Origin of the sequence: Chryseobacterium sp. WG14 (assembly GCF_024586945.1) — a bacterium.
Taxonomy (GTDB): domain Bacteria; phylum Bacteroidota; class Bacteroidia; order Flavobacteriales; family Weeksellaceae; genus Chryseobacterium.
The window spans coordinates 217,744-241,902 of the sequence record NZ_JALCZD010000001.1 but is presented as its reverse complement, the minus strand read 5'-3'; the positions used below and the strand labels follow the sequence as shown (position 1 = coordinate 241,902).

Annotated in this window: 18 protein-coding genes and 1 pseudogene; 9 read left to right on the top strand and 10 right to left on the bottom strand. The window is 36.5% G+C overall.

What is annotated here, in order from left to right; genetic code table 11:
• Positions 1 to 99: 99 nt before the first annotated feature.
• Both MP478_RS00980 and MP478_RS00975 read right to left on the bottom strand, forming a co-directional pair.
• On the bottom strand, positions 100 to 1,539 hold the full coding sequence (locus MP478_RS00980) for a hypothetical protein (protein WP_257190614.1): 1,440 nt from the start codon (positions 1,537 to 1,539) through the stop codon (positions 100 to 102).
• Positions 1,540 to 1,906: 367 nt separating this feature from the next.
• The gene (locus tag MP478_RS00975; RefSeq protein WP_257190615.1) at positions 1,907 to 2,551 is read right to left on the bottom strand and encodes a hypothetical protein; all 645 of its coding nucleotides are present in this window, start codon (positions 2,549 to 2,551) and stop codon (positions 1,907 to 1,909) included.
• Between the two features lie 404 nt (positions 2,552 to 2,955).
• Between MP478_RS00975 and MP478_RS00970 the strand changes: the two genes are divergently transcribed.
• Positions 2,956 to 3,309, top strand: a complete 354-nt coding sequence (locus MP478_RS00970; protein ID WP_230041131.1) for a nuclear transport factor 2 family protein — start codon at positions 2,956 to 2,958, stop codon at positions 3,307 to 3,309.
• A 127-nt stretch (positions 3,310 to 3,436) separates the two neighbouring features.
• Here the strand turns inward: MP478_RS00970 and MP478_RS00965 are convergent, their stop codons facing one another.
• Positions 3,437 to 3,889, bottom strand: coding sequence for an Hsp20/alpha crystallin family protein (locus MP478_RS00965; protein ID WP_257190616.1), 453 nt, complete (start codon positions 3,887 to 3,889; stop codon positions 3,437 to 3,439).
• A 100-nt stretch (positions 3,890 to 3,989) separates the two neighbouring features.
• Positions 3,990 to 5,228 (bottom strand): cation:proton antiporter, encoded by a 1,239-nt coding sequence (locus MP478_RS00960; protein ID WP_257190617.1) that lies wholly within the window; start codon positions 5,226 to 5,228, stop codon positions 3,990 to 3,992.
• A gap of 375 nt (positions 5,229 to 5,603) precedes the next feature.
• Between MP478_RS00960 and MP478_RS00955 the strand changes: the two genes are divergently transcribed.
• The 6 genes and pseudogenes from MP478_RS00955 to MP478_RS00930 all read left to right on the top strand — a co-directional run bounded on the left by MP478_RS00955 (position 5,604) and on the right by MP478_RS00930 (position 10,137).
• A complete protein-coding gene (locus MP478_RS00955) occupies positions 5,604 to 5,798 on the top strand; it encodes a hypothetical protein (protein ID WP_230041134.1) in 195 nt (64 codons plus the stop codon).
• A gap of 6 nt (positions 5,799 to 5,804) precedes the next feature.
• Positions 5,805 to 6,632 (top strand): hypothetical protein, encoded by an 828-nt coding sequence (locus MP478_RS00950; protein WP_257199310.1) that lies wholly within the window; start codon positions 5,805 to 5,807, stop codon positions 6,630 to 6,632.
• A gap of 19 nt (positions 6,633 to 6,651) precedes the next feature.
• Positions 6,652 to 7,518: a cyanophycinase gene (locus MP478_RS00945; protein WP_257199309.1), complete on the top strand. Its 867-nt coding sequence runs from the start codon at positions 6,652 to 6,654 to the stop codon at positions 7,516 to 7,518.
• 370 nt (positions 7,519 to 7,888) lie between these two features.
• Positions 7,889 to 8,655, top strand: a pseudogene (locus MP478_RS00940) (succinate dehydrogenase/fumarate reductase iron-sulfur subunit).
• 38 nt (positions 8,656 to 8,693) lie between these two features.
• Entirely contained in the window at positions 8,694 to 9,698 is a 1,005-nt protein-coding gene (locus MP478_RS00935) for an NAD-dependent epimerase/dehydratase family protein (RefSeq protein ID WP_257199308.1), read from the top strand.
• 148 nt (positions 9,699 to 9,846) lie between these two features.
• A complete protein-coding gene (locus tag MP478_RS00930; protein WP_257190620.1) occupies positions 9,847 to 10,137 on the top strand; it encodes a hypothetical protein in 291 nt (96 codons plus the stop codon).
• A 36-nt stretch (positions 10,138 to 10,173) separates the two neighbouring features.
• Here the strand turns inward: MP478_RS00930 and MP478_RS00925 are convergent, their stop codons facing one another.
• From MP478_RS00925 to MP478_RS00900, 6 genes are all read right to left on the bottom strand, one after another.
• Positions 10,174 to 10,848 carry a MarR family winged helix-turn-helix transcriptional regulator gene (locus tag MP478_RS00925; protein ID WP_257199307.1) on the bottom strand — a complete coding sequence of 225 codons (675 nt, stop codon included), beginning with the start codon at positions 10,846 to 10,848 and terminating at the stop codon, positions 10,174 to 10,176.
• A gap of 62 nt (positions 10,849 to 10,910) precedes the next feature.
• Positions 10,911 to 11,939, bottom strand: a complete 1,029-nt coding sequence (gene hemH / locus MP478_RS00920) for a ferrochelatase (RefSeq protein WP_257199306.1) — start codon at positions 11,937 to 11,939, stop codon at positions 10,911 to 10,913.
• Positions 11,940 to 11,952: 13 nt separating this feature from the next.
• The gene (locus MP478_RS00915) at positions 11,953 to 12,129 is read right to left on the bottom strand and encodes a deoxyribodipyrimidine photo-lyase (protein WP_257199305.1); all 177 of its coding nucleotides are present in this window, start codon (positions 12,127 to 12,129) and stop codon (positions 11,953 to 11,955) included.
• 397 nt (positions 12,130 to 12,526) lie between these two features.
• On the bottom strand, positions 12,527 to 12,826 hold the full coding sequence (locus MP478_RS00910; RefSeq protein WP_230041143.1) for a hypothetical protein: 300 nt from the start codon (positions 12,824 to 12,826) through the stop codon (positions 12,527 to 12,529).
• A gap of 410 nt (positions 12,827 to 13,236) precedes the next feature.
• Positions 13,237 to 13,704, bottom strand: a complete 468-nt coding sequence (locus MP478_RS00905) for a cupin domain-containing protein (protein WP_257199304.1) — start codon at positions 13,702 to 13,704, stop codon at positions 13,237 to 13,239.
• 121 nt (positions 13,705 to 13,825) lie between these two features.
• The gene (locus MP478_RS00900; protein WP_257199303.1) at positions 13,826 to 14,524 is read right to left on the bottom strand and encodes a DUF1826 domain-containing protein; all 699 of its coding nucleotides are present in this window, start codon (positions 14,522 to 14,524) and stop codon (positions 13,826 to 13,828) included.
• 575 nt (positions 14,525 to 15,099) lie between these two features.
• Between MP478_RS00900 and glsA the strand changes: the two genes are divergently transcribed.
• Complete coding sequence (gene glsA, locus MP478_RS00895; protein ID WP_257199302.1) at positions 15,100 to 16,113, top strand: glutaminase A; 1,014 nt, start codon at positions 15,100 to 15,102, stop codon at positions 16,111 to 16,113.
• Positions 16,114 to 17,092: 979 nt separating this feature from the next.
• Positions 17,093 to 24,157 carry a type I polyketide synthase gene (locus MP478_RS00890; protein WP_257199301.1) on the top strand — a complete coding sequence of 2,355 codons (7,065 nt, stop codon included), beginning with the start codon at positions 17,093 to 17,095 and terminating at the stop codon, positions 24,155 to 24,157.
• Positions 24,158 to 24,159 lie beyond the last annotated feature (2 nt).

Genomic DNA, 24,159 nt, shown 5'->3' with positions numbered 1-24,159 from the left:
TCTCAGTTATTAAAATCATAAAATTTAATCAGTGCAAACTAACAGCTGATCAACAAAAAAACTTTTCTAAAACTTCGAATTGATTTCGATGGATCCTAATCACTCCAAATATTCTCTTCCCTTGATCCACCTATTAAAATCAATGTCAGGGGCAAGGTCTAATTTCTTTCTTAATCTATATTTTTTCGACTCCACAGTTCGAATTGACAAATGGTCATACTGGGCTATTTCTTTATTAGAAAAATTCAGTTTTATTAAGGCACAGAATTTAAGATCCTTAGCCGTCAATTGTGGTAGCTCCGATCTAAGATTATGACAGAAAGTAGGATGAAATTCTTCAAACCTGACCATGAAAAGAGAATCATTATTCATAGCCATCGCTTTCAATTCACTTAAAGATATTCCTACATTGTTTCTTTGTAAGTTTTCTATATTCTGCGGAACTGCTAATAAACTTATATTTTGTTCGCGATATATTTTCTTAAAAAAAACAATTAAAGTAACAAAAAACAAAAAACCACCGATACCGCCATATAAACCATTCTTTTTACCCTCTTCTATTTTTTGCTTTTCATGTATTACTTTTTCTAATGGAATATTTACAGCTTTTTTTTCAAGGTTTACCAACTCATCGTTTATATTTAAATATTTCTCCAGATAAATTTCTTTTTTCCTATTATCGCCAAGTGCATAGTACGTTTTATATATTAACTTATACGTATCTCTCATATCCTTTTTTCGGTCCATCTTTTCGGAAATACTTAAAGATTGGAGGTAAAAATCCAGAGATTTTTTGTAGTCTTTCTTCTCACTGTATAGCTTTCCAAAAAATTGAAGCATAATTGATTTCTGAAAGATGGGATACTTATTAATTAATAATGAAGCTTTTTTAACGTAATATTCTGCCGAATCCAGTTTTTTATTCTTCAAATACCGATCTGCAATGGTTATAAACAACAATGGCTCTGGAGAGAGGCTAAGACATTTTTTCTGCATAGACTGTACCGAATCATTTATTTGTAGCTCCTCAAAACTGCCTAATTTCCAAGCATATGCAAAGTATAGTAAAACATCTCTCTTTTTTTTTACATTAACTTGATTTGCATATTTAATCGCTTTATCAAAATAGGCATTCGATTGTTTATATAACCCTAAATGAGAATAGTTTCTGCCAAGCTCATTATAAAAAGTAGATTTTAATACAAGATCATTAATTTCCTCATCTTCAATGGCAAAAAGATAGGATAAGCTTTGTTCATATTGATTAAGAGTACAAAATGTATTAGCAATGTTAAGGTACCCCTGGATAATTCCTTTCTTATATCCTATTTTTTTAGAAATGTCAACCAATTCTTGATCAAGTAAAACGCTTGCCCGGTGGTCTCCTATTTTTTTCAGCCTTTTAGATTCTATATTTTGAAGCTTATCAATTTCAGATATTGTGTATTCTCTGGCATAGAATTGTGTGGAAAACAAAATGAAAAGCAATATAATTTTATTTTTAAAAAAAATAAAAAACATAATAATTACTTTATCCATTTTCGCAGTGTTTGTGTTTATAAAATTCATTACATATAAAATATAACTTAAATACTTACTATTAAATTATCATAATATTAAATTATTTAAATATACTTAAATTTAACAAATTATAAATACCACACTAATACCACAAAATTTTGATAGCCAGATAATACAGGCAGTCATTAATTTTTATAATAATTACCAGCAGTAATTGCTAAATTAATTCTGTAAGGTAAAATAGTTGAATTTAAATTTCATAATGAACGAAGGCTACTTTGCAACCACCATTTTATACTGTGAATAAAGTAAAAATTAAATAGGTATGTCAGTATAAAAAAACAGTTTAAATAAAATGAAGCTAGTTCATTTAAGACTTCATAGATTATAAAGGCGTGTAAATTATTGACATTATGGCTTTTTCTTCGTAAAAAGTATCATTTCCTCCTGCTACTATTGTGCAGTTTACAATATCACCCGGATTCAATTTTAAAGCTAGCACCTGGTTTACCGCGTATTTGTTATTTGCTAACACAAGCCCTCCAGAACTTTGATTATAAGAACTGGTTCTGATTGAAAAATTTGCACTTGGATTGCTGAAATCTGATAATTGAATACTTGCAGAAATCTGATACACACCCTCTTTATTAACTGTAAATGTATTGGTACTGCTGCTCCAGGTACCAATACTAGCAGCAGGATTAATATCAATTGTATCGAAAACTACAGTATTAGTTACATTACCTCCCGGAAGCAAAGTGCTACCAGGTGTATTTAGCTTGACACTTAAGACAGTTGTAGGGATTTTAAGACTCGCCGTAAATACTGCCGGATCAATTTGATATACGTCACCATTGGTTTGTGAAATTATTACTTTAGCTGTTCCGAGCGAGGGTGCTAATGGCAATTGCCTTATTCGTGCAGTTCCATTTACATCTAAAGTTTGTGTTGGAGAAGGAGTATTTATTCCAACTTGGGAGTAATAAAATGCTCCGATAGGGAGGGCTAATAATACTAATAAATGTTTCATAATTTGTCTGTTTTTAGAATCATGTAAAAAAAAGGTTATTTTAAAATCTATACAATACTTAGAGGGTGTAGTACTGTATAGTAGAATGCATCAAATTTAGAAGTAAGATCTAAAAAAACAACCACTGCATTTACACTTCACAGCACAACTAACTGATTATAAATTACTTAAAATCAAATGCAGTAAAAATACAGTGCTTAAATATTGTAAAGAATATACGTCCTGTATAAGACGGTTCGTTATTATTTATATTCGATTTGCTAATTAGCCATCTCCAGTATTTGTAACTATTTTGATGTTGCCAGAAATTAACAATACAGGTAGGTAAACTTTTTCGGCGAATTTGTATTTTACTTTAGGAGTAACCTCTAAAATTAGTTATCTTTTGATAAAAAAATCATAGAATGACACCAAAAGAAATACTAGAAAAATGGGTAGACCTTTTTAATGCATCTGACGCTGCCGGTTTAGCGGAGCTATACACCGATGACGCTGTTAATCATCAGGTTGCAAATGATCCTATCGTTGGAAAATCAGCAATCTACACGATGTTATCAAATGAATTTTCCGCCGCAAAAATGGTTTGTATCGTTGAAAATATATTTGAGGACGGAGAATGGGCCATCATGGAATGGAAAGACCCCAATGGCTTAAGAGGATGTGGCTTTTTTCATATTGTCAATGATAAAATAATATTCCAGCGAGGTTATTGGGATAAACTGAGCTTTTTGAAACTACAGGGGTTACCACTTGTATAGTATCATCATGTGTAGATAAGCATAAAGATAGTCAATCCTACAATTTAGAGTTAGCTATCTTTATTAAATAGCTATTATATATTGAGAACAAAAATGACTGCCAGTGGCAGCCATTTTTGTTCTCTTTTTATGAGATTTCTATCATTCTCGGTGGTTTCTGCTTCGCATCCTCCTTCTTGGGAATTGTTAGCATAAGCAGCCCGTTTTCATATTTCGCATTTATATTATCTTGGTCCACCACATCCTTCGGAAGCTCAAAGCTTCGTTGGAAGGACTGATAACTGAACTCTTTCCGTGTGAAATTATCTTCTTTTGTTTCGGTGCTGTCATGCTTCATGGATGAAATCGTGAGCAGGTTACCATCCAATTTGATCTGAAAATCATTCTTGTCCATTCCGGGTGCAGCAACCTGTACCTCGTACGCATCGCTATTCTCCTTTATATTTACCGAAGGTACCGTAGTACTGGTCGATGAGTAATTGTTATTGCCCCAGTTAAAAAGTTCACGGCCAAAAAAATCATCAAAGATGTTCGAAAAGCCTACATTATTGTTTCCGTTTCTTCTCATTAGATTATTCATAGTAATCTCCTTTTAAATAGTTTAACAATCATTTAATAACACGTCAGCTGGCCAGCTGTGTATAAAAAACAGCAAAAAAAATACCAGTTGCCAAAGTGTCTTATTTTTTTAGCATTGCTGTCAAATTTTCATCTTCCGTGGTATTTAAAGTGGTATCTGCACTCTCTTTTTCTCTATTTTTTCTTCCTTTGTAAATGCGGGTTGCTTTACGATTCTTGATTGAGGTACCGCAGCTGATCCAGATGGTAGACAGCAAAAGAGATAAACAGGTAATACCTAATCCGGCTTTATAAAGATCGTATGCCACCATACCCGTTTTGTAAGCAATTGAAAGCGCCAGGATTCCAAATTCACCCGTCTGGGAAAGCAATGCACCCCCATAAAAACTGTTCTCCCATTTGAAATTCAGTATCCGGAAGAATATAGATGCCATGATGCTGTTGCTTACCAGTACCACTAAGGTACCTATGACGATAAGCTTGTAATTGGATAAAAGATAATTAATATCCAGCCGTAGACCGATGGATACAAAAAACAGCGAAATGAAGAAGACCTTAAAAGGCAGCAGGGAATGTTCGAGCCAGTAGAATGCCTGGATTTTTCCGACCAGAACCCCTGCGATAAAGCTGCCCAGTGCAGCACTCAGGCCAACGGTCTCTGCAACAAGACCAAAACCAAGACAGATGAAAAGTCCCGAAAACACCTGCAGGTCATGGTCGTTTTCAAGGAAGGTGCTTGAAAACCTGATTTTCCTCAGATTTCTTATTTTTCTGAATATCAAAAAAATTCCTACACATATAGCCAAGGGAAGTGCAAAGTTTAAGATGTTGAACTTTTCACCGTTCCAGAATTTCAGGACTGTCAGGACTGGAGCCAGGAGAAGATCCTGCAATAACAGAATATTGAGGATAATAATTCCGAAGGCGCTGTGAAGTTTTCCATGCCTCTTCATAAATTCCACAACAACTGCTGTGCTGTTGAACGTAAAGAGGATTGCGATGAGTAGAACACTTTTAAAATCAAGTTCAAGTATCTCGCCCAGGAAATAGGCAAACAAAAAGCTCAGCATTACTTTGATACTCTGTGCCAGTATCGGCTTAATGATAAGGCTCTTTTTATTGGGAACATTAATTTCCATTCCTATAAAGAACATCAGCAGTAATATTCCTATCTCACCGATCACCTCTATTTCCTCAGTCTTTTCAAAAAGTTTGAGAGCATGGGGCCCCAATAGCACACCTGCGATAATATAAGCAATAAGATAGGGCTGATTAAATTTTTTCAGCAAAAACATCAGTCCTAAAATGGTCATACACAAAATACATACTGTCCAAAGCATATCTCTATAACTATTAGATTGAAGTATTTACAAATTTTTAAATTCAAACTGGAATATCCGTTTTTAACGATAGTGTTAAGGCAGCTGGCCGACTGGAAAAGAAAAAAACAAAAAAAATACCAGTTGAAGAGTTGTGATATTTTTTCCGGATTGCTGTCAAAATTGCAATACTATTAGTTGCAATATTTGACTTATGATAGATGCTGCTAATCATATGTAATGTATATAATTTTAATCACATTCATAAACCAGTTTCTAGTGACATATTTACCATTTTTGGCTGGACCAAAGGAGCACCCTCTCTTTAATTGTGATTTCCATCATAAATTTTCCATTTTCTGATTACTAAGTTTGGTAGTACCTAAATTAATTATTATGAAATATGTATTATATCTTTTTTTATTAAGCACTCTGTCCGCCTGTACAAAATCTGAGACACAGTATATTAATCAGGACAATAAAAAAGAATCAGTAAATGACAAAGCTTCAGATACAATACAAACGCTGGATGAAATGTCTGATACCATGAAGCAGGAAAGAGACACTAATGTAAAAACTGCTAATGAATAGTTATGTATGACTCCAAAAGGCAGAATAATTATCATTCGTGGTAATGATACAGATATTTATAAAGCAGAATATGAGTCAACATCCTATCAGTTGTTAATTAAAGCTTTCACCTTGCTGTCTGAGCAAAAAAATGTTCGTATTGAAATAATCACAACATCAAATTTAGCAGCGAATAAAAAAGAGATGTATTCTACAGCATTAGAAAAGCAAGGCTATAATAATGTCGGGTTTATTCATATTCAAAAAAAACAGGACACAGATCATTATTATCCAAGGATACGGGATGCTAAATCTGTTGTTTTTGTTGATAATAATCTTAAAATCTGTGAAATTTTAAAGAACTCAGTAATGCTGGAGCTTTTAAGCAAACGATACCAGCATGAAGAAAGCTTTACCATTGCCGGAATCAACTCAGGAGCAATGTATCTTTCGGAACTGATAATAAGTAACACCGGAGATACCGCTGCAGGTCTTGGATTCATTAAGAATTGCATCATTGATACCCAGTTTATACATGGAGCAAGATTTAAAAGTTTGGTAAAAGCAGTTCTCGGTCATCAGGAATATGTAGGCTTGGCATTAAGAAGCGGCATGTTATTAATCATTGAAAAAGGTTACAAAGCATCATGTTTTGGCAGCCATTCTATTATAGCAGTGAATGCTAAAAATATTAAAAACGAGCACCTAACAAGAGGAACTTCTGTTTATAAAAAAAATCTGAAAGGACATATTCTTACCGATGGCTCTGTACTCAATTTAATCAGTGGAGATCCGATAAAGAATCATTTGCCTGCCTACAGCTTAAACTTTACAAACAGAAATATAATTCTATAATCTCAACTAAATATTACATATGAAACCCAAAGGACAATTATTGATTATCGGTGGTAAAGAAGACAAGGATGGAAGTGCTTCTGAAATGAAAAAAAAGAATAAAAATTTTTCACACCATGAAATTCTTAAGCTTCTGGCAAAATCCAAAGATGACCGGATTGAGGTGATTACTGCAGCAACTTCTGAACCCGAAAGCATGCAGCAAACCTACACAAAAACATTTAAAGATATCGGATATACAAATTTTGGTTTTCTGGATATCCGGGATGACCAGATTCATACAGATGATCATTTCAAAAGGATAAAAGCCGCTGCTACAGTCTTTTTTACGGGAGGTGACCAGAATAGGATCTGTCAAACGTTACAGCAATCTGTTTTAATAGATCTTTTAAGGGAAAAATATCAGAAGGAGGAAAATTTTATGATTGCGGGAACCAGCGCAGGAGCAATGTGTATTCCTAATATTGTAATCCTGGAAGCAGTTAATGGTGAAGCGATCCTGGAAAATGATATTGAGCTTGATTCCGGGTTGGGTTTAATCGGGAACTATATTATTGACACCCATTTTGTACACCGGGCAAGATTCGGGAGGCTTGCACACGCTATAATCTCTCATCGGGATTGCTGGGGAATCGGTCTTGGAGAAGATACAGCCCTTTTGATAGAAGAGGGATGTAAAGCAACATGCTACGGATCCGGAATGGTCTGGATTTTTAATGCAAAAGAAATTGGCTGCACAAATATAGAAACCGTAAAAAAAGGCTATCCTATTTACGCAGAAAATCTTAAAGCTCATATTTTAACAGAAGGTTGTAAAATTGATTTTAGCAACAATGTATTTGCAGGAGCACTATCAGAAAAGAAAAATGACAATAAAGAAGAGTAAAATAAAACTTTTCTTTTTACAGAACTTGTTTACACTTTTTATTTTGTAGTAGTCAAAAGTCACAAAGTTTATTGAATACCTAAGTTAAATAAAGCTCTGAAATAAGCTCCCTACAACTCACGTAAGTTTTTTTTAAAAAAAAATCAAAGATTTTTTACTTACGTGTACTTTTTATTCTCAATCAGTTTAAACTTAAAATAAACTAAAGTGTTTATAACCTTTCACCCAGCTTTTGTAACTAAATTTTTAATTAGTTTAAACAGGCTTATAATGAAATAAGGGATTTCGATCTCCTATTCAGCATAATATGAGATCACTCATAAAATTGTAATGTTATTACCTATATTTTTAATACTCCAATTTAAATGCTATGAATACCAGAAAATATTTATCTCTTACTTTAAAGATCTGGCGGCAGAAAAACAGAAAAACAAAAGGGAAATTTGAAATTTACAAAATTTCGGATATTTCTACCGATTCGTCTTTTCTGGAAATGCTGGATATACTTAACGAACAGTTAATTAGTGAAAATAAAGAACCTGTCGCCTCGATCATGACTGCCGTGAAGGAATATGCGGAATGTGTTCTTTATATATAAACGGAAGAGCACATGGCCCGGATACAGGAATTACAACCTGTCAGCTCCATATGAGAATGTTTGGTGATGGTGATACTATTATTGTTGAGCCTTGGAGAAGCATTGCGTTTCCTGTTATTAAAGATTTAATTACAGATCGGAGTGCTTTTGACAGGATCATGGCAGCAGGTGGATTTATTTCTGCCAACACTTCTGGAAATACGTTGGATGCCAATGCTATTGCCATTCCCAAAGCTGATGCTGATAAAGCGATGGACGCTGCAGCTTGTATTAGCTGCGGAGCCTGTGTAGCCTGTTGTCCGAATGGTGCCGCAATGCTTTTCGTTGGCGCTAAAGTTTCTCATTTTGCATTACTTCCACAGGGAAGAGTTGAAAGAAAAAGAAGGGTTCTAAATATGGTAAAAGCAATGGATGAAGAAGGCTTCGGAAATTGTTCAGTAATTGGAGCATGTGAAGTAGAATGTCCTAAAAATATTTCTTTGGATACTATTGCCAGAATGAATAGAGAATATATGAGCGCCTGGCTCAATACAGAATAAAGCAGAATTCTTAAAGTTTAATCTTCAATTGTCTTATAATGATTTTAGTAACGGGAGCTACAGGAATTCTTGGCAGGGTAATCGTTTTGGAACTTTTAAAAAGAGGTAAAATAGTTCGTGCCGCAAAAAGAAGCTCCAGTGATTTGGAAGAAGTGAAAAAATCATTAGAATATTATACAGAAAATGCTGAAAGCTATTTTAATAAGATAGAATGGGTGACAATAGATTTAAACAACAAGAAAAGTGTGCAAAGTGCCCTGGAAAGTGTAGAAGAAGTCTATCATTGTGCTGCAAAAGTGAGCTACGATCCGGAAAGGCAAAAAGAGGTTACTGACATCAATGTTAAAGGAACTGAAAATATTATTGAATGCTGCAGATATTTCAATAATGTGAAATTTCTTTATGTAAGTTCTGCAGCAATTTTTAATAAGGAAAAAAGCAATAAACCGATTGATGAAAATTCTGATCTTATCAATGGTAAAAACAATACAATATATGCTATCTCAAAATATAAGGCTGACTATGCAGTTCGTGAAGCATTTTATCAGGGATTACATACCATTATTATCTATCCGGGAATGATTATAGGGAGTGGCAATTGGCAAAAAAGCAGTGGTGAACTTTTACAGATTTTTGCCGGTAAATTTTACACTTTCCCCGGTGGAACAGGATGTGTGGATGTAAGAGATGTGGCAAGAATAGCAATCGAACTGATGGAAAAAAATATGTTTGGAGAACGTTTCATTGTTGTTTCTGAGAACAAAAAATACAGTGATCTTTCTAAAATGATTAAAAAGAAATTTAATAAAAATAATTCTTTTGTACTATCGGCAAATATGTTACATATAGGAAGAATTTTAAATATTATTACGGGAGGGCTGATTCCCAAATTAAGATTACTGACCAGAGCGAACATAGAATTCTTAACATCGTTTCAGAAAATGAATAATGATAAAATTGTAAAAACTTTAAATTATGAATTTATTACGGTGGAAGACAGCCTCATTTTTCATATTAATAATTTTCTCAGTGAAAAAGGATAAAGCCAATCGGTTCAAATCAAATCCATGCTATTTGATTGCTCTTTTAAAATAATGTAATTATGATTTCACTCATAGACTGGTGACAAACCTCTATGTAATTTTGATTGTCAAAATACTCATAGAATTCATTAACTTATCATTATAGCTTATGAAAAATTTATTCGTATCCATCATTGCACTAAGTTTTGTAGTCCTGGCCTGTAAAAAAAGGGAAACTGAAAACACTACAGTTACCGATTCTGCCAATACACCAGGTAATTATTCTGATACAGCGGCATCAACATCCCCAATTTCCAAAGACAGCACTGCAGGTGGTGACAGTATAAATACAAAGACTCATATTGGCGGCAGAAAAACAAGCAACAATAATACAGGAAACGCCACCGGTAACATCAATGCGGCAGTATCGGACAGTGCGCATCCTGCAAAATCAAAATAAGCCACTGATCATTATCCTGTTAATTTGCAGAACTTATCAAACTTTAAAATCATAATCATCATACACTTTGTTGATGAGCTGATCCGAATGGATATTTTGTGAAAAAATAGGATAATGAAAACGATCCAGCTTATTAAGAATGCGTATCAGATCCATCTTTTCACTGTGATTAAGATTTCCTGCAACGATATGGGTAGCCTGGCGAATCTTCTCCATTTGATTTTCCAGGATCAGCAGTCCCCTTTCGGAAATGCGTATTAATTTACTTCGTTTGTCCAAATCAGAGTCAGTTTGTTCAATAAGCCCCTGACGCAGCAGTCTTGTGATAATAAGCATACCTACCGGCTTATCATGAATATTTTTCTTGATGAGTGCCATCTTGGTCATCTCTCCAAAAACCTTCAAATTAATCAGATAAATAAAGTCTTCCTGAGTAGAAAATTCAGAATCTGAAATTGCAGATTTTGAGTAGGTTTTCGCATATCGGTTAAGATGAACAAGTAATGTACTTATAGCACTTTCCGGTGTTCTTCCATTCTCCTTACCTTCCCAGTATGGCTCTTCAAGATGAACTTCTTCAGTATTCTCTTTATTGGAAATCCATGCTTTAAAACCCTGAATAGTTCCCGGATACAAATCAGGACAAGCACGGACTTCCGTTTCAAACTCCTGCAGCAGGTCTATAAAATCTTTAATAAGCGTATAATTCATATCCGTTAAATAGTTTACAAATATACCTAAATCTTAAAAAGTTATACAATATATATTTAAAACTATAATAAATAGAATTGATTGAGTTGCTCTTCACACAGGCTTCTGATGACTTCAATCCAGCGGTCTTCATCATTCAGGCAGGATATATACGTGAAGTTTTTACCTCCTGCTTCCAGAAACAGGTTTTTCCCTTCAACGGATATTTCTTCCAAGGTCTCAAGACAGTCTGAAACAAATGCCGGACAAACAACCGCAAGATTTTTAATTCCTTTACCGGGAATAGTTTCTAATGTATGATCTGTATAAGGCTCTATCCATTTGTCTTTTCCTAATCTGGACTGAAAAGAAACAATAACTTTATCTTTTGCTAATCCAAGTTTTTTGATTACCCGATCTGTGGTATTAAAACACTGATGACGATAACAAAACGAATGACTCGGATGATTATCTTTATTGCAGCAATCATTCATATTACAAGTCTTTGTTGGATCTGTTTTGTAAATATGCCGCTCGGGAACCCCGTGGTAAGAAAACAATAAGGCATCAAAATTTTCAGGAAGCTTCTCCCTTATACTTTCCGCCAGACAGTCAATATACAAACCCCGGTTATAAAAAGGCTGGATATAATTAATTCGTACGTTGGGAAATTTTTTCTTTCTGATTTCTTCTGCTTTTTCAATCACAGTTTCGGTGGTACTCATTGCATATTGTGGATAAAGGGGGAACAGTACAATCTCAGTGATTCCTTTTTCAACAAGATTCCTGATTCCTGTCTCAATGCTGGGCTCAGCGTACCTCATCCCGATTTCAACCGGGATATCTACTCTCTTTTGCAGCTTTTGCTGTATCTTTTTTGTGATAACAATAAGGGGAGATCCTTCGTCTGTCCACACCGTTTTATAAGCTTGCGCTGATTTTGCAGGTCTGGTCTTTAAAACAATTCCACGGACCAGGAGTGCCCGGAAAATCCATCGATAATCAATTACTTTTTCATCCATCAGAAATTCATCAAGATATTCTTTTACGTCTTTTACCGAAGTTGATCTTGGGGAGCCAAGATTGATTAATAAAATTCCTTTTTTAGCCAATTTTTTTATTTTGTTAGTGAGTAGTATATAATGGGTTATTCTGCCAGTGCTTCCTTGTAAGCTTCAATGCTCTTTCTCTGGCTTTTGTGTGCTCTATCACAGCTCTTTCCCTATCAAGTGCATGATGGAGTCCGGAGTCATCTTCCAGCCTTAGATCTCTTCTGAACCAGAAAATATTCACTTTATCCATGATCTGTTTATTAAATAAGACACAAATATACTATTAAATAAATTAAAAGAATATTAATAAACTAATAAATACGGTTTATAATTGCTTAAAAAATAAGTAGGGAATAATAGCAGATGACACTATAGAGCTGAATGTGAACTCAGCAGGAGAAAAAATAGTAAGAAATAGTTGGAGAACAGTAAAGGGTGAACTGAAACCTGATATCTGCTAAAAAATTATCAGTCTGGAAATTACAGATCTCAAGGTGCTTTGAATGATAGAGCTGAAAAAAGATGCTACTATGATAATTGTCCAGGAAACAAGTAAGTGTTTAAATTTTAAGTAGATTATAAATAAACTAATATCAAATATAAAAATAACCGAAGCTCTAAGAACTCCGGCCATTTGTTAAACTAACTTAATTGGTTTTCTTTCTCCATTCCGCTTTCACATCTTCAGCTGCATCTTTGGTTTTTTCCCAAGCTTCACTGGCATTATCTTTAATGTCTTCCCAGGCGTCGGAAAAGTTAGATTTTACCCTTTCCATCCAATCTTCCTGAGTTGCTTCCTGATCATTATCTCTTTTTTCATTGATATAATCTTTAGCTTTTTCCGCTAATTCACTTAGCTTCCATTTTGTTTCATCAGCTGCATTTTTTAAAGACTTTTCAGTTTGATCGACTGCATTTTCTGCTTTGTTATAATCTGAATTATTCATAATATGATATTTAAGTAATTGGTATATAAATAAACAATGTTCGTGCCTAAAAAACAATTATTATGTTAAAATATTCTTAAATAAAATTTTACAGAGGGCTGCTGTGTTTTATCTCCCCGGAATTTAGCCGTACCCTTAACAGAAACAAAAAAACTTATTTGAAAATCAAGTAAGAAAGCCTATCTCAAAAAGTGACAGGCCTGAAAGAAATTATCTATACAGTATATTTAAAACCTGATCAACAATAAATTGATCCAAAGGTGTATGTACGTTCACAAAGGATTAAGAAAATAAATAAGAAACCCTGAAAATAATATGAGAATTACCTAAAGCCATCTATCGGATTCTCTGAGGTTTCAGTTTTTTTTAGGTCAGGAATTATTCTGTATCAAAAATAACCATCCATACTATTATGGATTATTAGTAGTAATAACAAACATAATCAACGGTTCATTTCCTGTATTTTCAATGGAATGATATCCAATGGAGCTGATAGCGGTAATATCTCCTTTTTGAAGTGTTTTTTTACGAACAGATCCTTGCATTCCGGTTCTCTCACGGTATTCTCCTGTTCCATGTACAACCACATATAATTCTTCTTCATTCTTTTCATTGTGGGTATGGAATCCGGATTCGTCACCGTTATTTAATAAAACCATATAAGCAGCCAGGCGGTTATTAGCCAATTCATTATGACCGAACATCTGTATCATATATACAATTCCGTTTCCGCCATACATGTTTTCACGCTTATCTATACGTGTAATGGTACGCTCACTTTTTTCAAATGCCATTACATACAGGTGGATGTATTTTGAGACCTCCTGTATCACGTGATCAAACTCTGCTCCTTCAGACAATATAAGTGTATCAGCCATGTGGGTTACCTATTAATTTATAATAATGAAGATCAATGTACCAAAAAATATATAAAAAGACAACAAAATGGTTTTCAGTAATTTTTTTTCTACTAAGACTTAATAAAACAAGGTATATGATTTAACAAATCAACAGCAGCCTGTATTCACCATTCTTTTCAATGGGAGCCCTGTGGATACAAGGCAGGACCTGCTGTGCCGGATGATCTACCGCCAGCCTCCAAAGATGACCTACTCCCAGATTGGCAGGTTCTGCACCAGGTTTAGGCTGATAATGCAGATCGAAGAAATATTCTTCCAGGAAATTTTCAAATTCTGCTTCCGGACCGTCATGCAGTTCTTTAAGCTTTTCCCGGATCTCAGGAATCAGGATTTTCTGTATAGCCTGCTCATTGGGTAAGATCTCACTTGCAGCCCCATGGTAGGTACATAAAAAAGTATTTGTTCCAATGGGTGAACGATCTACATGATAAGAATATACGTCTGTGGAGAAGAAATCCAGCTCTTCATCCCGGTCATAGCATTGAAGCAAATTGAGAGAAGGTAAGGCTCCAAAATCGGTTAATAACTGTAAATCATTTAAGATCGTTTCTCTTGCGGCACTACCCTTTTCTGAAAGCTGCAGTGCCAAAAGGTCTTCAGCAGATACTTCTGTCACATTCTCCTTTAACTGAAGTTTAGATACAATTTCTTTAAAATCCCCATTCAAATTCCTTTTCCAGCAAATAGCATTCATAGCGCCGTAAAAATCTGTATTGACGAGTTCGGAAAACGTAGAGACTACTCCAGTTTGACTGTTGTCAAAAAATATCCTGTCCATATTTTAAAATAAACAATTTAGCCGTTTAATTCTTTGCAAAAATAAGGAATAGCTTAGAAGATCATGTTAAGATTTGAGTTATTTTATCAACCGCAAGCAATTAATACACCCTCTAATCATCCTGCTTATGTCTTTTTTATTCGCAGGCGTTCATTTTTAGTCAGCACAAAGGCTTTATATACGAATACTCTACGCTCCGACTCTGCTGATAAGGAGTCTAAATATCAGAAGTTGTGGTTCTTTCTGTTGATAACAAGAAATAAGGTACTATGCTCATGAAAGATATATTTCAGACTCCATTATATCAGCAGATGCCAATAGGAACTGAGAACCGCCAGAAGTAGTAAGAGAATTTGAAATGAAAAAAAAGAACTATTAAAAAAGAAAGCAATTTCCTGGAGCCAGCCCTGTTGCATTCAACTATATAAGGTTGGGTCATTATAAATATGGAATCCTAAAAAATTAAAGAGTATTCTCACTGGTTTACACAAAAGGCTGTAGCTTTAGAAGAATTGCCAACGAAGATGAAATACTTTATCTTTGTTTTTCAAGACTTATCTAAACATTTATTCTCTATGAAAAAAAATAGTTTTTTATTTTCTGCAAAAGGAATTTTTACAGCAACACTTCTTTCTTTACATACGGTAGTTTACGCTCAAAAAACAGCAGATATTTCAACCATATCCGAAAAAACGCTAAGCAGTATCCTTGAAAAAAACAGATCCTATTACACCCAGGGAAAAGTGGCAGATTATATTCCTGAATTGGGAAAAATGGATGCCAAAGCAATTGCTTTTTCTGTAGTTGAGAAAAATGGAAAGATATTTAATGCAGGGGATACACAAAAAAAATTTACCATGCAGAGCATTTCTAAAATCATAGCATTAATGGTTGCGGTAAATGAAAAAGGAGAAGCTAATGTTTTTGATAAAATGGGGTATTTCGGGTCCGACAAACCTTTTAACCATTTTTCTAATCTGGAAACCACAGGGAAACCTCTAAATCCCATGATGAATGCAGGAGCAATCCTTACCACTTCTTTAATTTCCGGTGACGGTGAAAAGCCTTTTCTTAAAATTTTGGATATGGTAAGATACATCACTAAAAATCAAAGCATTGATTACAGCAAATCGGTTTATGAATCGGAAAAATCTACAGGACACCGTAATCGCGGAATGTTCTATCTCATGAAAAATAACGGTTTGATTACAGGTAATGAAGATCAGCTTGACAATTATTTTAAACAGTGTTCTATTGAACTTACAGCGGAAGACCTGGCTAAGATTGGTTATTTCTTTGCCAACCAATGTGTTCGTTTTGATGGAGATGTTACCTATAAAAATGCTGAAATTTCAAAATTAATAGAATCCCAAATGCTTACTGCCGGCATGTACGAATTCAGTGGAGAATATTCCCGTATGGTAGGCTTACCAAGCAAATCGGGCGTGGGAGGCGGAATCACAGTAAGTGTTCCCGGAACAATGGGGATTGGTGTTTTCAGCCCTGCATTGGATCAGCATGGAAATTCATTGGCAGGATATCACATGATTCTGGATCTGGTGAAACAATACGGTTTAAGTATATTTTAAGGTTATTTTAATTTTTCACTATATTAATCCTATTGAATTAAAATATAAATAATTTAGCGTAACACTTACCTCCTGAATAGCAAATACATATGCAATACAAAAAGCAGTAATTCAGTTCACCTTACAAGACTATTATCTTTCTATATTTTTTATAAAAAAAGCAGCTAAATGCTGCTTTTTTTGCATCCAGCATTCCTATCACAGGGCTAATTGCATTATTATATCACAAAATTACATTATCTTTTAATTTCTGTTACATCATAATATAATTATTTAACCAATTACCCAATGTATTCTGGAATAGGAAGATAAGACTATAAAATTCATTTTTACTAAAATATACTGTTTCATTTCATTTTTTGAAACATCAGATTTTCGTGTATTTTACACGGTTATTATTTATATTATCTTTTCGTAATATAAAAAAAACAAATCTCTTATTATTGAAATATTTTATTTTTTATTGCTATCTTTGCCTAACATTATTACAATTATAAATGATTATAATTGTGTATTCTCAGATTGTACCAGCCTGTTTTCGAGAATAAAAATATAAATTGTATACTTTAATAGCATTTGAACAATCAGTATTTTTTTGTTAAAAAATTATTATCAAATTGTATTTATGATTAAAGATATAATATAAATTTATTACTTTTATTCCCTCATAATAAACAAACACTTATTATGCCAATAGGTTTTAGTGTTTTGTTATGAAAATCTATATCCATATTTCAATACCATAAATGCTATGAAAAACTTGACTATTTTTGGGCGAAAGCCCCTCGCAAAGCTGGACATCAACAATCTTACATCAACCAAATACCTGGCTGACATTCTCCGGACGGCTAATCCACTCAATATTAGTAAATTATCATTAGATCACTATTATAATTAAAAATATTACAAAAAACTAACTACTTTAAATTCCACTTATAGCAAACAACTACTTGTATACCATGGGTATAGCAGGTTTGTTATGGAATTTCATGCTAATATCAACAAAGCAATGAAAAACTTAACCATTATTGGACTAACTCCTTTTGAAAAACCGGATGTTAGCCTTATGCCTAAATTGCATAACGCAGGCGCATTTCCTGTCCTAAGCTTGGGGCATGAATTGATGACCGCTCAGGAAGCATTGAACCAGCTTGACCAGACCAATATACCTTCTTATGGTATTTACATTTCAAATAGTACTTTTATTTCCCTTCGGATTTCGGAAAAAGTGAGTTTCGCAATCCTTCCATTTGGAACCTCCATTAATTTCTCTTCCGAGCTGCCTGTCGTTTATCAGGTAAGCAGTGTCGAAGAGGCAATACAAGCCGAAAGATCAGGGGCAAAAGGGATTATTATCAAAGGAAATGAAGCTGCCGGCCAGGTAGGTTATGAATCTACTTTTGTATTATTTCAGCGTGTTATTAAAGAAATTACGAACATCCCGGTATGGGTACAGGGAGGAATTGGCCTCCACACCGCAGCAGCTGTAAAGGCATTGGGAGCCACAGGTGTTATACTGGATAGCCAGCTTGCCCTTTTCCCTGAAAGCTCGGTACCTCAGGATATCAAAGAAGTCTGTTCAAAACTAAATGGAACAGAAACAAGAATTATAGCCAACCACCGTGTATTGGTAAGACCCAATTCACCGGTATTACCGGAAAATATCACGGCCGAAGACCTTAGAAAATATTTCATCGATTTTGACCTCAGCAAGAGCTATATCCCAATGGGACAGGATATTTCGCTGGCAACAGATCTCTATGAGGATTTCAAAACATTGAAAAAAATGGTTTTTGGATTTAAAGAAGCCATGTACGGTCATTTGAAACAGGCAAAAGCACTTCAGGTGATAGATAAGGACAATTCAATGGCTCAGGAACTTGGCTTACGTTATCCTATCGCCCAGGGGCCTATGACCCGCGTGAGTGATGTTCCTTTATTTGCCAATGCTGTAGCGGAAGCCGGAGCATTGCCTTTTGTGGCTTTATCCTTACTGAAAGGTGAATCGGCAAAGGCTTTGGTAATGGAAACCAAAAAACTGGCCGGTGAAAAAACATGGGGCGTAGGGATTTTAGGATTTGCCCCACAAGAATTAAGAGAAGAGCAAACCGCTTATATATTGGAGGCAAAACCTCCTGTAGTACTTATTGCCGGTGGAAGACCCGCTCAGGCCAAAGTATTTGAAAAGGCAGGAATAAAAAGCTTCCTGCACGTTCCTTCTCCTGCCCTGCTGGATATTTTCCTGAAAGAAGGGGCAAAGAATTTTATATTTGAAGGACGTGAATGTGGGGGCCACGTGGGACCGCTTTCAAGCATGGTCCTTTGGGAAAAACAAATTGAACGTATCTTAAAAGAAGAACATCCTGAAAACATCAGTGTGTTTTTTGCAGGAGGAATCCACAATTCATTTTCAACAGCATTTGTTTCTATTATGGCCGCACCACTTGCTGCAAGAGGTGTAAAAATTGGTGTATTGATGGGAACGGCTTATCTCTATACTCAGGAAGCGGTACTTACCGGAGCTATCCAGGAGGAATTCCAGTTGCAGGCTATGCAGGCAAAAGACACTGTCCTGTTGGAAACCGCTCCCGGACACGAAACCCGTTGTCTAAATACTGCATTTGCTCAGCATTTCAATACAGAAAAAACCAAACTTCTGGCAGCAGGAGTGGATAAAAAGCAAGTCTGGGAACAGCTTGAAAAACTAAATGTAGGCCGTCTCAGAATTGCCGCCAAAGGCATAGAGCGTCAGGGAGACCAGTTGGTTACGATTCCTAAAAGCGAACAGCTGGATTTGGGGATGTATATGATCGGACAGATTGCCACCATGCATAACCGGGTTATTTCACTGGCTGTCCTTCATCAAAATGTCATTGACAATTATGAACATATTCAATCCGCAGCATTACCGGAAGCGCCAATATCCGGCGAAAAACCACTGGACATTGCTATCGTTGGTATGGAATGTATTTTCCCGGGTGCCAAAAACCTGGAAGAATACTGGAGAAATATCATTTTAGGAAAAGACAGTGTTACAGAGGTTCCTGATGAACGCTGGAATAAAGAACTTTACTACCACCCGGACTCAGACGGACCGGATGTATCCCATTCAAAATGGGGTGGCTTTATCCCAAAAATCGATTTCGATCCGTTGGCATTCGGAATTCCTCCACAATCCCTTGCAGCCATTGAACCTACACAATTGTTAACATTATTAGTTGCCAAACGGGCAATGGAAGACGCCGGATATGGAGATAAACATATTAACAGAGAAAATATTTCTGTAATTATTGGAGCTGAAGGAGGCAATGACCTTGCCAACAGCTACAGTTTCAGAGGTTTTTACAAACAGGTTTTCGGAGAACTTCATGAAGAAGTAAAAGAGGCCTTCCCTCATACCACAGAAGACTCTTTCCCTGGTATTTTGGCCAATGTAATCGCAGGTAGGATTACGAATCGTTTAGATCTGGGTGGAAGAAACTTCACCGTAGATGCCGCCTGTGCTTCTTCTTTGGCAGCTTTAGATTTGGCTTGCCAGGAACTGGTATTAGGAAAATCAGATATGGTTCTTGCCGGAGGTGCAGATTTACACAACGGAATCAACGATTACCTGATGTTCTCAAGCACCCACGCTCTTTCCAGAAAAGGAAGATGTGCAACATTTGACAGTGACGCAGACGGAATTGCCCTTGGAGAAGGAATCGCAATCCTTGTTTTGAAAAGATATGAAGATGCCGTCAATGACGGAGACCGTATCTACTCTGTAATCAAAGGTGTTGGTGGATCCAGTGATGGTAAAGCCCTTGGCTTAACTGCTCCCAGAAAAGTAGGTCAGGTAAGAGCATTAGAACGCGCTTACACTCAGGCCGGAATCAGTGCTGCCTCTGTAGGATTGGTAGAAGCTCACGGTACAGGAACTGTTGTGGGTGACAAAACAGAATTAAGTGCCTTAACAAACTTATTCAGCCGTTCAGGTGCATTACCGGGACAGACTCATTTAGGTTCTGTGAAGACTCAAATTGGCCACACCAAGTGTGCTGCAGGATTAGCTGGTTTAATTAAAGCATCCCTTGCTGTTTACCATGGAGTGAAACCTCCTACCCTTCATCTTAAGCAACCCAATACCTATTATAACGCACAAACCAGCCCATTCTCTTTCCATGCTGAAACAGGATTATGGACTGAGAAAAACCGCTATGCAGGAATCAGTGCTTTTGGATTTGGAGGAACGAACTTCCACACGGTAATTGCTAATCACCCAAAACAAGATGATTCTATCGCGATGCAGTCGTGGCCTTCAGAACTATTTGTATTCCGCGGGGATACGTATGAAGAAGCTAAAGGACAATCAAGCCAGATCAAAACCTTATTGGAAATCAATGATGGAATTCCATTAAAAGATATCGCTTATAGCTTAAGCATCGGTTCAGAAAAACCCATTCAGTTCAGTATCGTTGCAGATACGGCTGAAGATCTAATGATGAAGCTTGAATTGGTTTTATTAGGAATCGAAACTAAAGATACTTTCACCGTTAATAAAAAAGAAGGTAAGGTAGCCTTTACATTCCCCGGACAAGGAAGCCAGAGAATCAATATGGCTCGTGATTTATTCGTAGTCTTCCCGGCAATGCGTAAGATTATCGACAGCTATCCGGAGCTTGAAAAAGTGGTTTTCCCTTCTACAACATTTAATGAAGCGGATTTAAAACAACAGAAAGAAACCATTAAAGACACCCGTTTGGCACAGCCGCTGTTGGGAATTGTTGATCTTGCATTGGCCAAATTCTTAGAATCATTGGGAATCATTCCTGATATGCTGGCTGGTCACAGCTATGGTGAATTACCGGCTTTATGTTTCTCAGGTGTATTTGCAGAAGATCAATTAGTAGATTTAAGTATCCGGAGAGCCCAGTCTATTCTGGACTCAGTAGAAGGTGGAGATCCCGGTTCAATGTTAGCAGCAAGTGCTACTCACGAACGCTTACAGCCAATCATTGCTAAGGTGGAAGGATGTTATCCGGTTAACTTCAACGCGCCTACCCAGTGTGTTATCGCAGGAAGTACACCAGCAATCAATGCATTACTGGAAGTCCTGAAACAGGAAGGTATTTCTGCTAAAAAATTAGAAGTGGCATGTGCATTCCACAGTCCATTATTGACAAAATCTAAAGGTTTATATGCTGATGTATTAAAAGACGTTCCTTTCCAGGAAATGCAGATCCCTGTATGGTCTAATACGACAGCAGAAGTATACCCACCGAATCCGTCAGACATCAAAGAAAGATTGACCGAACACCTGGTACAGCCTGTAAGATTCGTGGAGCAAATGCAAGCAATGTATAATGATGGAGCAAGAATCTTCATCGAGGTAGGCCCAGGAAAAGTACTTACCGGATTGGCAAAATCATGTCTTGAAAAAGACCAGCTGACCCTGTATGTGGAAGACAACAGCCGCAATAAATTCACCCACCTGCTTTGCATGCTTGCCCAATACCTGGGTACAGGACGTAGCTTTAATATCACTAAGCTTTTTGATGGCCGTAACGTTAAACTTATCGACATTGATCAGCCTGAGCTTTATAAGAAAAACCCTGCCATTTGGCGGGTTAATGGACAAACTGCACATCCAACTACAGGCACACTGCCTTCCAATGGTGCATTACCAATTTTAACTCCTATTGCCATGAATAATTTTACTAATAATCAGCAAGCTCCTGCCACTGAAAGCTTATCAACAGCTGAACGTATGCTGCAGGAATATTTAAACAGCATGAAACTAATGATACAGGCGCAACGGGATGTGATGCTTTCCTTTATGGGACAGAATCCTCAGGTACATCCGGCCCCTGTTTATACTTCACCAATTCAGGCTCCTGCCGGTCAACAGATGACGGCAATTCCTGTCCAGCCTGCTCGTCAGGAGGTTCCGGCAGCCGTAGCTCAGGTAAAACGGGCTCCTGCAAAAGATATCAAATCTTTACTGCTACAGGTAGTAAGCGATAAAACAGGTTATCCACAGGAAATGCTGGGTATGGAAATGGACCTGGAAGCTGACTTAAGTATTGATTCAATCAAAAGAGTTGAAATCATAGGAACACTTCGTAATGAACTGGGTACCCTGACCAATGGCAATACCAACGAAGATACTGTAATGGAACAGTTAGCAGGAATAAAAACCCTGAGTGGTTTGGTTTCATGGCTTACCGAGTACTCAGGAGCAGGAACAGCATCTGTTTCAGAAAAAAACGGAACAACAACGGAAACTCGGGCTTCAAAACCTCAGGCTCAGTCTGCATTATCTCTTGAAGACCTTCAAAATGCCATTCTGACTATTGTCAGTGAAAAAACAGGATATCCAAAAGAAATGCTGGGATTAGACTTAGATCTGGAAGCAGACCTTAGTATTGATTCCATTAAGCGTATGGAAATTATCGGAGATCTTAAAACCAAGATCGGATTTGGTCAAAACCTGGAACAGGCTGATGATCTTATGGAAAAATTAGCTGCTATTAAAACACTTCGTGGGCTGGCAAGCTGGATCAGCGATATGAGTAGTGAAACCAACGAGATCAAAACTGAAGCTAAGGAGGCTGTCCCATCGGAACCGACACAAAATATATTATCCCGTCTTCGTTTTGATATCACCCCAACAGATGTTTCTTTACTGCAAAATACAGAAGTATTGCATGGGAAACGTTTTGCCATCACCCAGGACAATAGCCAACAGGCATCAGCAATCAAAGAAGCATTAGAAAAACATGGTGCTATTGCAGAATTGGTAAATACAGAAAAAGATCTTTCCGGCTTTGACGGACTGATCATGCTGGATATGTTCTCGGCTACAGTGAAGCACAGCATTATTGACCATGTAGATCTTATCAAAAAACTGGATTTCGATAAAGCTAAGTGGGTATATCTTATCTCAGATATTCCGGCACACCTTCAGGAAATCAATGATGCCCGTATATTACGCCACCATCAGGGATATCCGGGTCTGTTCAAAAGTTTAGCCAGAGAATTTGATCATACTACCTGCAGGCTGATCAGCCTGAGCACTCCTCAGGCAGTCCATCAGATCGCAGAGATCACTGTAAAGGAAATCCTGACCAATGATAAACCTGCAGAGGTTATTTATAAAGACGAACAGCGACACAAAGTAGATATCATCCCATCCCCATTGTCCACCAGCCTGGAAGAAGCACATATTCAACTGGATCAAAAGTCTGTTGTTTTAGTTCTTGGAGGCGCACAGGGAATCACAGCCGAACTTGCCAAACACATGTCACAGGCCTATCCTTGTACATATATTCTGGTGGGGAGATCCGCTGACCCAAGAGAGGGAGCTTCTGATCTGAAAGAATTTGAAGCCATGAAAACAAAAGAGGAAATAAGAGCTCATCTTATTAAATCTGCAACATTCACTTCTCCTGCCCAAGTAGAAAAAGAGACTGTAAGAATATTCAAAAACAATCAGATCCTACGCACAATACGTGATATGGAACTGCTTGGAAATACAATCGTTTACCAGTCATTAGATCTTTGTGATGAAGATGGATTAAGCAGCCTGATCAACGGTATTTATAAAAAATATGACCGTTTGGATGGAGTAATTCATGGAGCAGGTCTTTTAGAAGATAAATTATTCAAGCAGAAAACAACCAGCTCTTTCGGACGTGTATTTGACACCAAGGTAAAACCTCTGCGTGTATTGGCAGAACAGCTTCGTTCAGACTGTCAGTTTGTGGTTCTTTTCTCCAGTATTGCTTCTGTGTATGGAAACAAAGGCCAGACAGATTATGCTGCAGCCAACAGTGTATTGGATGATTATGCCAATGCTTTGAATAAAAGATTAAAAGGAAAAGTAATTTCCATCAACTGGGGACCATGGAAAGGCGCCGGAATGGTTTCATCAACGCTGGAAACAGAATATGAACGTCGCGGTATCTCTTTAATCCCATTGGATGAAGGTAAGGAGATCTTCCTTAATGAGATAAAATACGGAACTGAAAGCCAGGTGCTGATCATGTCAGGAAATAATTGGTAACC

Excerpts from the sequence above, each read along its gene's own strand:
- MP478_RS00980 (WP_257190614.1), bottom strand. The coding sequence starts at position 1,539 with ATGGATAAAGTAATTATTATGTTTTTTATTTTTTTTAAAAATAAAATT.
- MP478_RS00975 (WP_257190615.1), bottom strand. The coding sequence starts at position 2,551 with ATGAAACATTTATTAGTATTATTAGCCCTCCCTATCGGAGCATTTTAT.
- MP478_RS00970 (WP_230041131.1), top strand. The coding sequence starts at position 2,956 with ATGACACCAAAAGAAATACTAGAAAAATGGGTAGACCTTTTTAATGCA.
- MP478_RS00965 (WP_257190616.1), bottom strand. The coding sequence starts at position 3,889 with ATGAATAATCTAATGAGAAGAAACGGAAACAATAATGTAGGCTTTTCG.
- MP478_RS00960 (WP_257190617.1), bottom strand. The coding sequence starts at position 5,228 with ATGCTTTGGACAGTATGTATTTTGTGTATGACCATTTTAGGACTGATG.
- MP478_RS00955 (WP_230041134.1), top strand. The coding sequence starts at position 5,604 with ATGAAATATGTATTATATCTTTTTTTATTAAGCACTCTGTCCGCCTGT.
- MP478_RS00950 (WP_257199310.1), top strand. The coding sequence starts at position 5,805 with ATGACTCCAAAAGGCAGAATAATTATCATTCGTGGTAATGATACAGAT.
- MP478_RS00945 (WP_257199309.1), top strand. The coding sequence starts at position 6,652 with ATGAAACCCAAAGGACAATTATTGATTATCGGTGGTAAAGAAGACAAG.
- MP478_RS00935 (WP_257199308.1), top strand. The coding sequence starts at position 8,694 with ATGATTTTAGTAACGGGAGCTACAGGAATTCTTGGCAGGGTAATCGTT.
- MP478_RS00930 (WP_257190620.1), top strand. The coding sequence starts at position 9,847 with ATGAAAAATTTATTCGTATCCATCATTGCACTAAGTTTTGTAGTCCTG.
- MP478_RS00925 (WP_257199307.1), bottom strand. The coding sequence starts at position 10,848 with ATGAATTATACGCTTATTAAAGATTTTATAGACCTGCTGCAGGAGTTT.
- MP478_RS00915 (WP_257199305.1), bottom strand. The coding sequence starts at position 12,129 with ATGGATAAAGTGAATATTTTCTGGTTCAGAAGAGATCTAAGGCTGGAA.
- MP478_RS00910 (WP_230041143.1), bottom strand. The coding sequence starts at position 12,826 with ATGAATAATTCAGATTATAACAAAGCAGAAAATGCAGTCGATCAAACT.
- MP478_RS00905 (WP_257199304.1), bottom strand. The coding sequence starts at position 13,704 with ATGGCTGATACACTTATATTGTCTGAAGGAGCAGAGTTTGATCACGTG.
- MP478_RS00900 (WP_257199303.1), bottom strand. The coding sequence starts at position 14,524 with ATGGACAGGATATTTTTTGACAACAGTCAAACTGGAGTAGTCTCTACG.
- glsA (WP_257199302.1), top strand. The coding sequence starts at position 15,100 with ATGAAAAAAAATAGTTTTTTATTTTCTGCAAAAGGAATTTTTACAGCA.
- MP478_RS00890 (WP_257199301.1), top strand. The coding sequence starts at position 17,093 with ATGGAATTTCATGCTAATATCAACAAAGCAATGAAAAACTTAACCATT.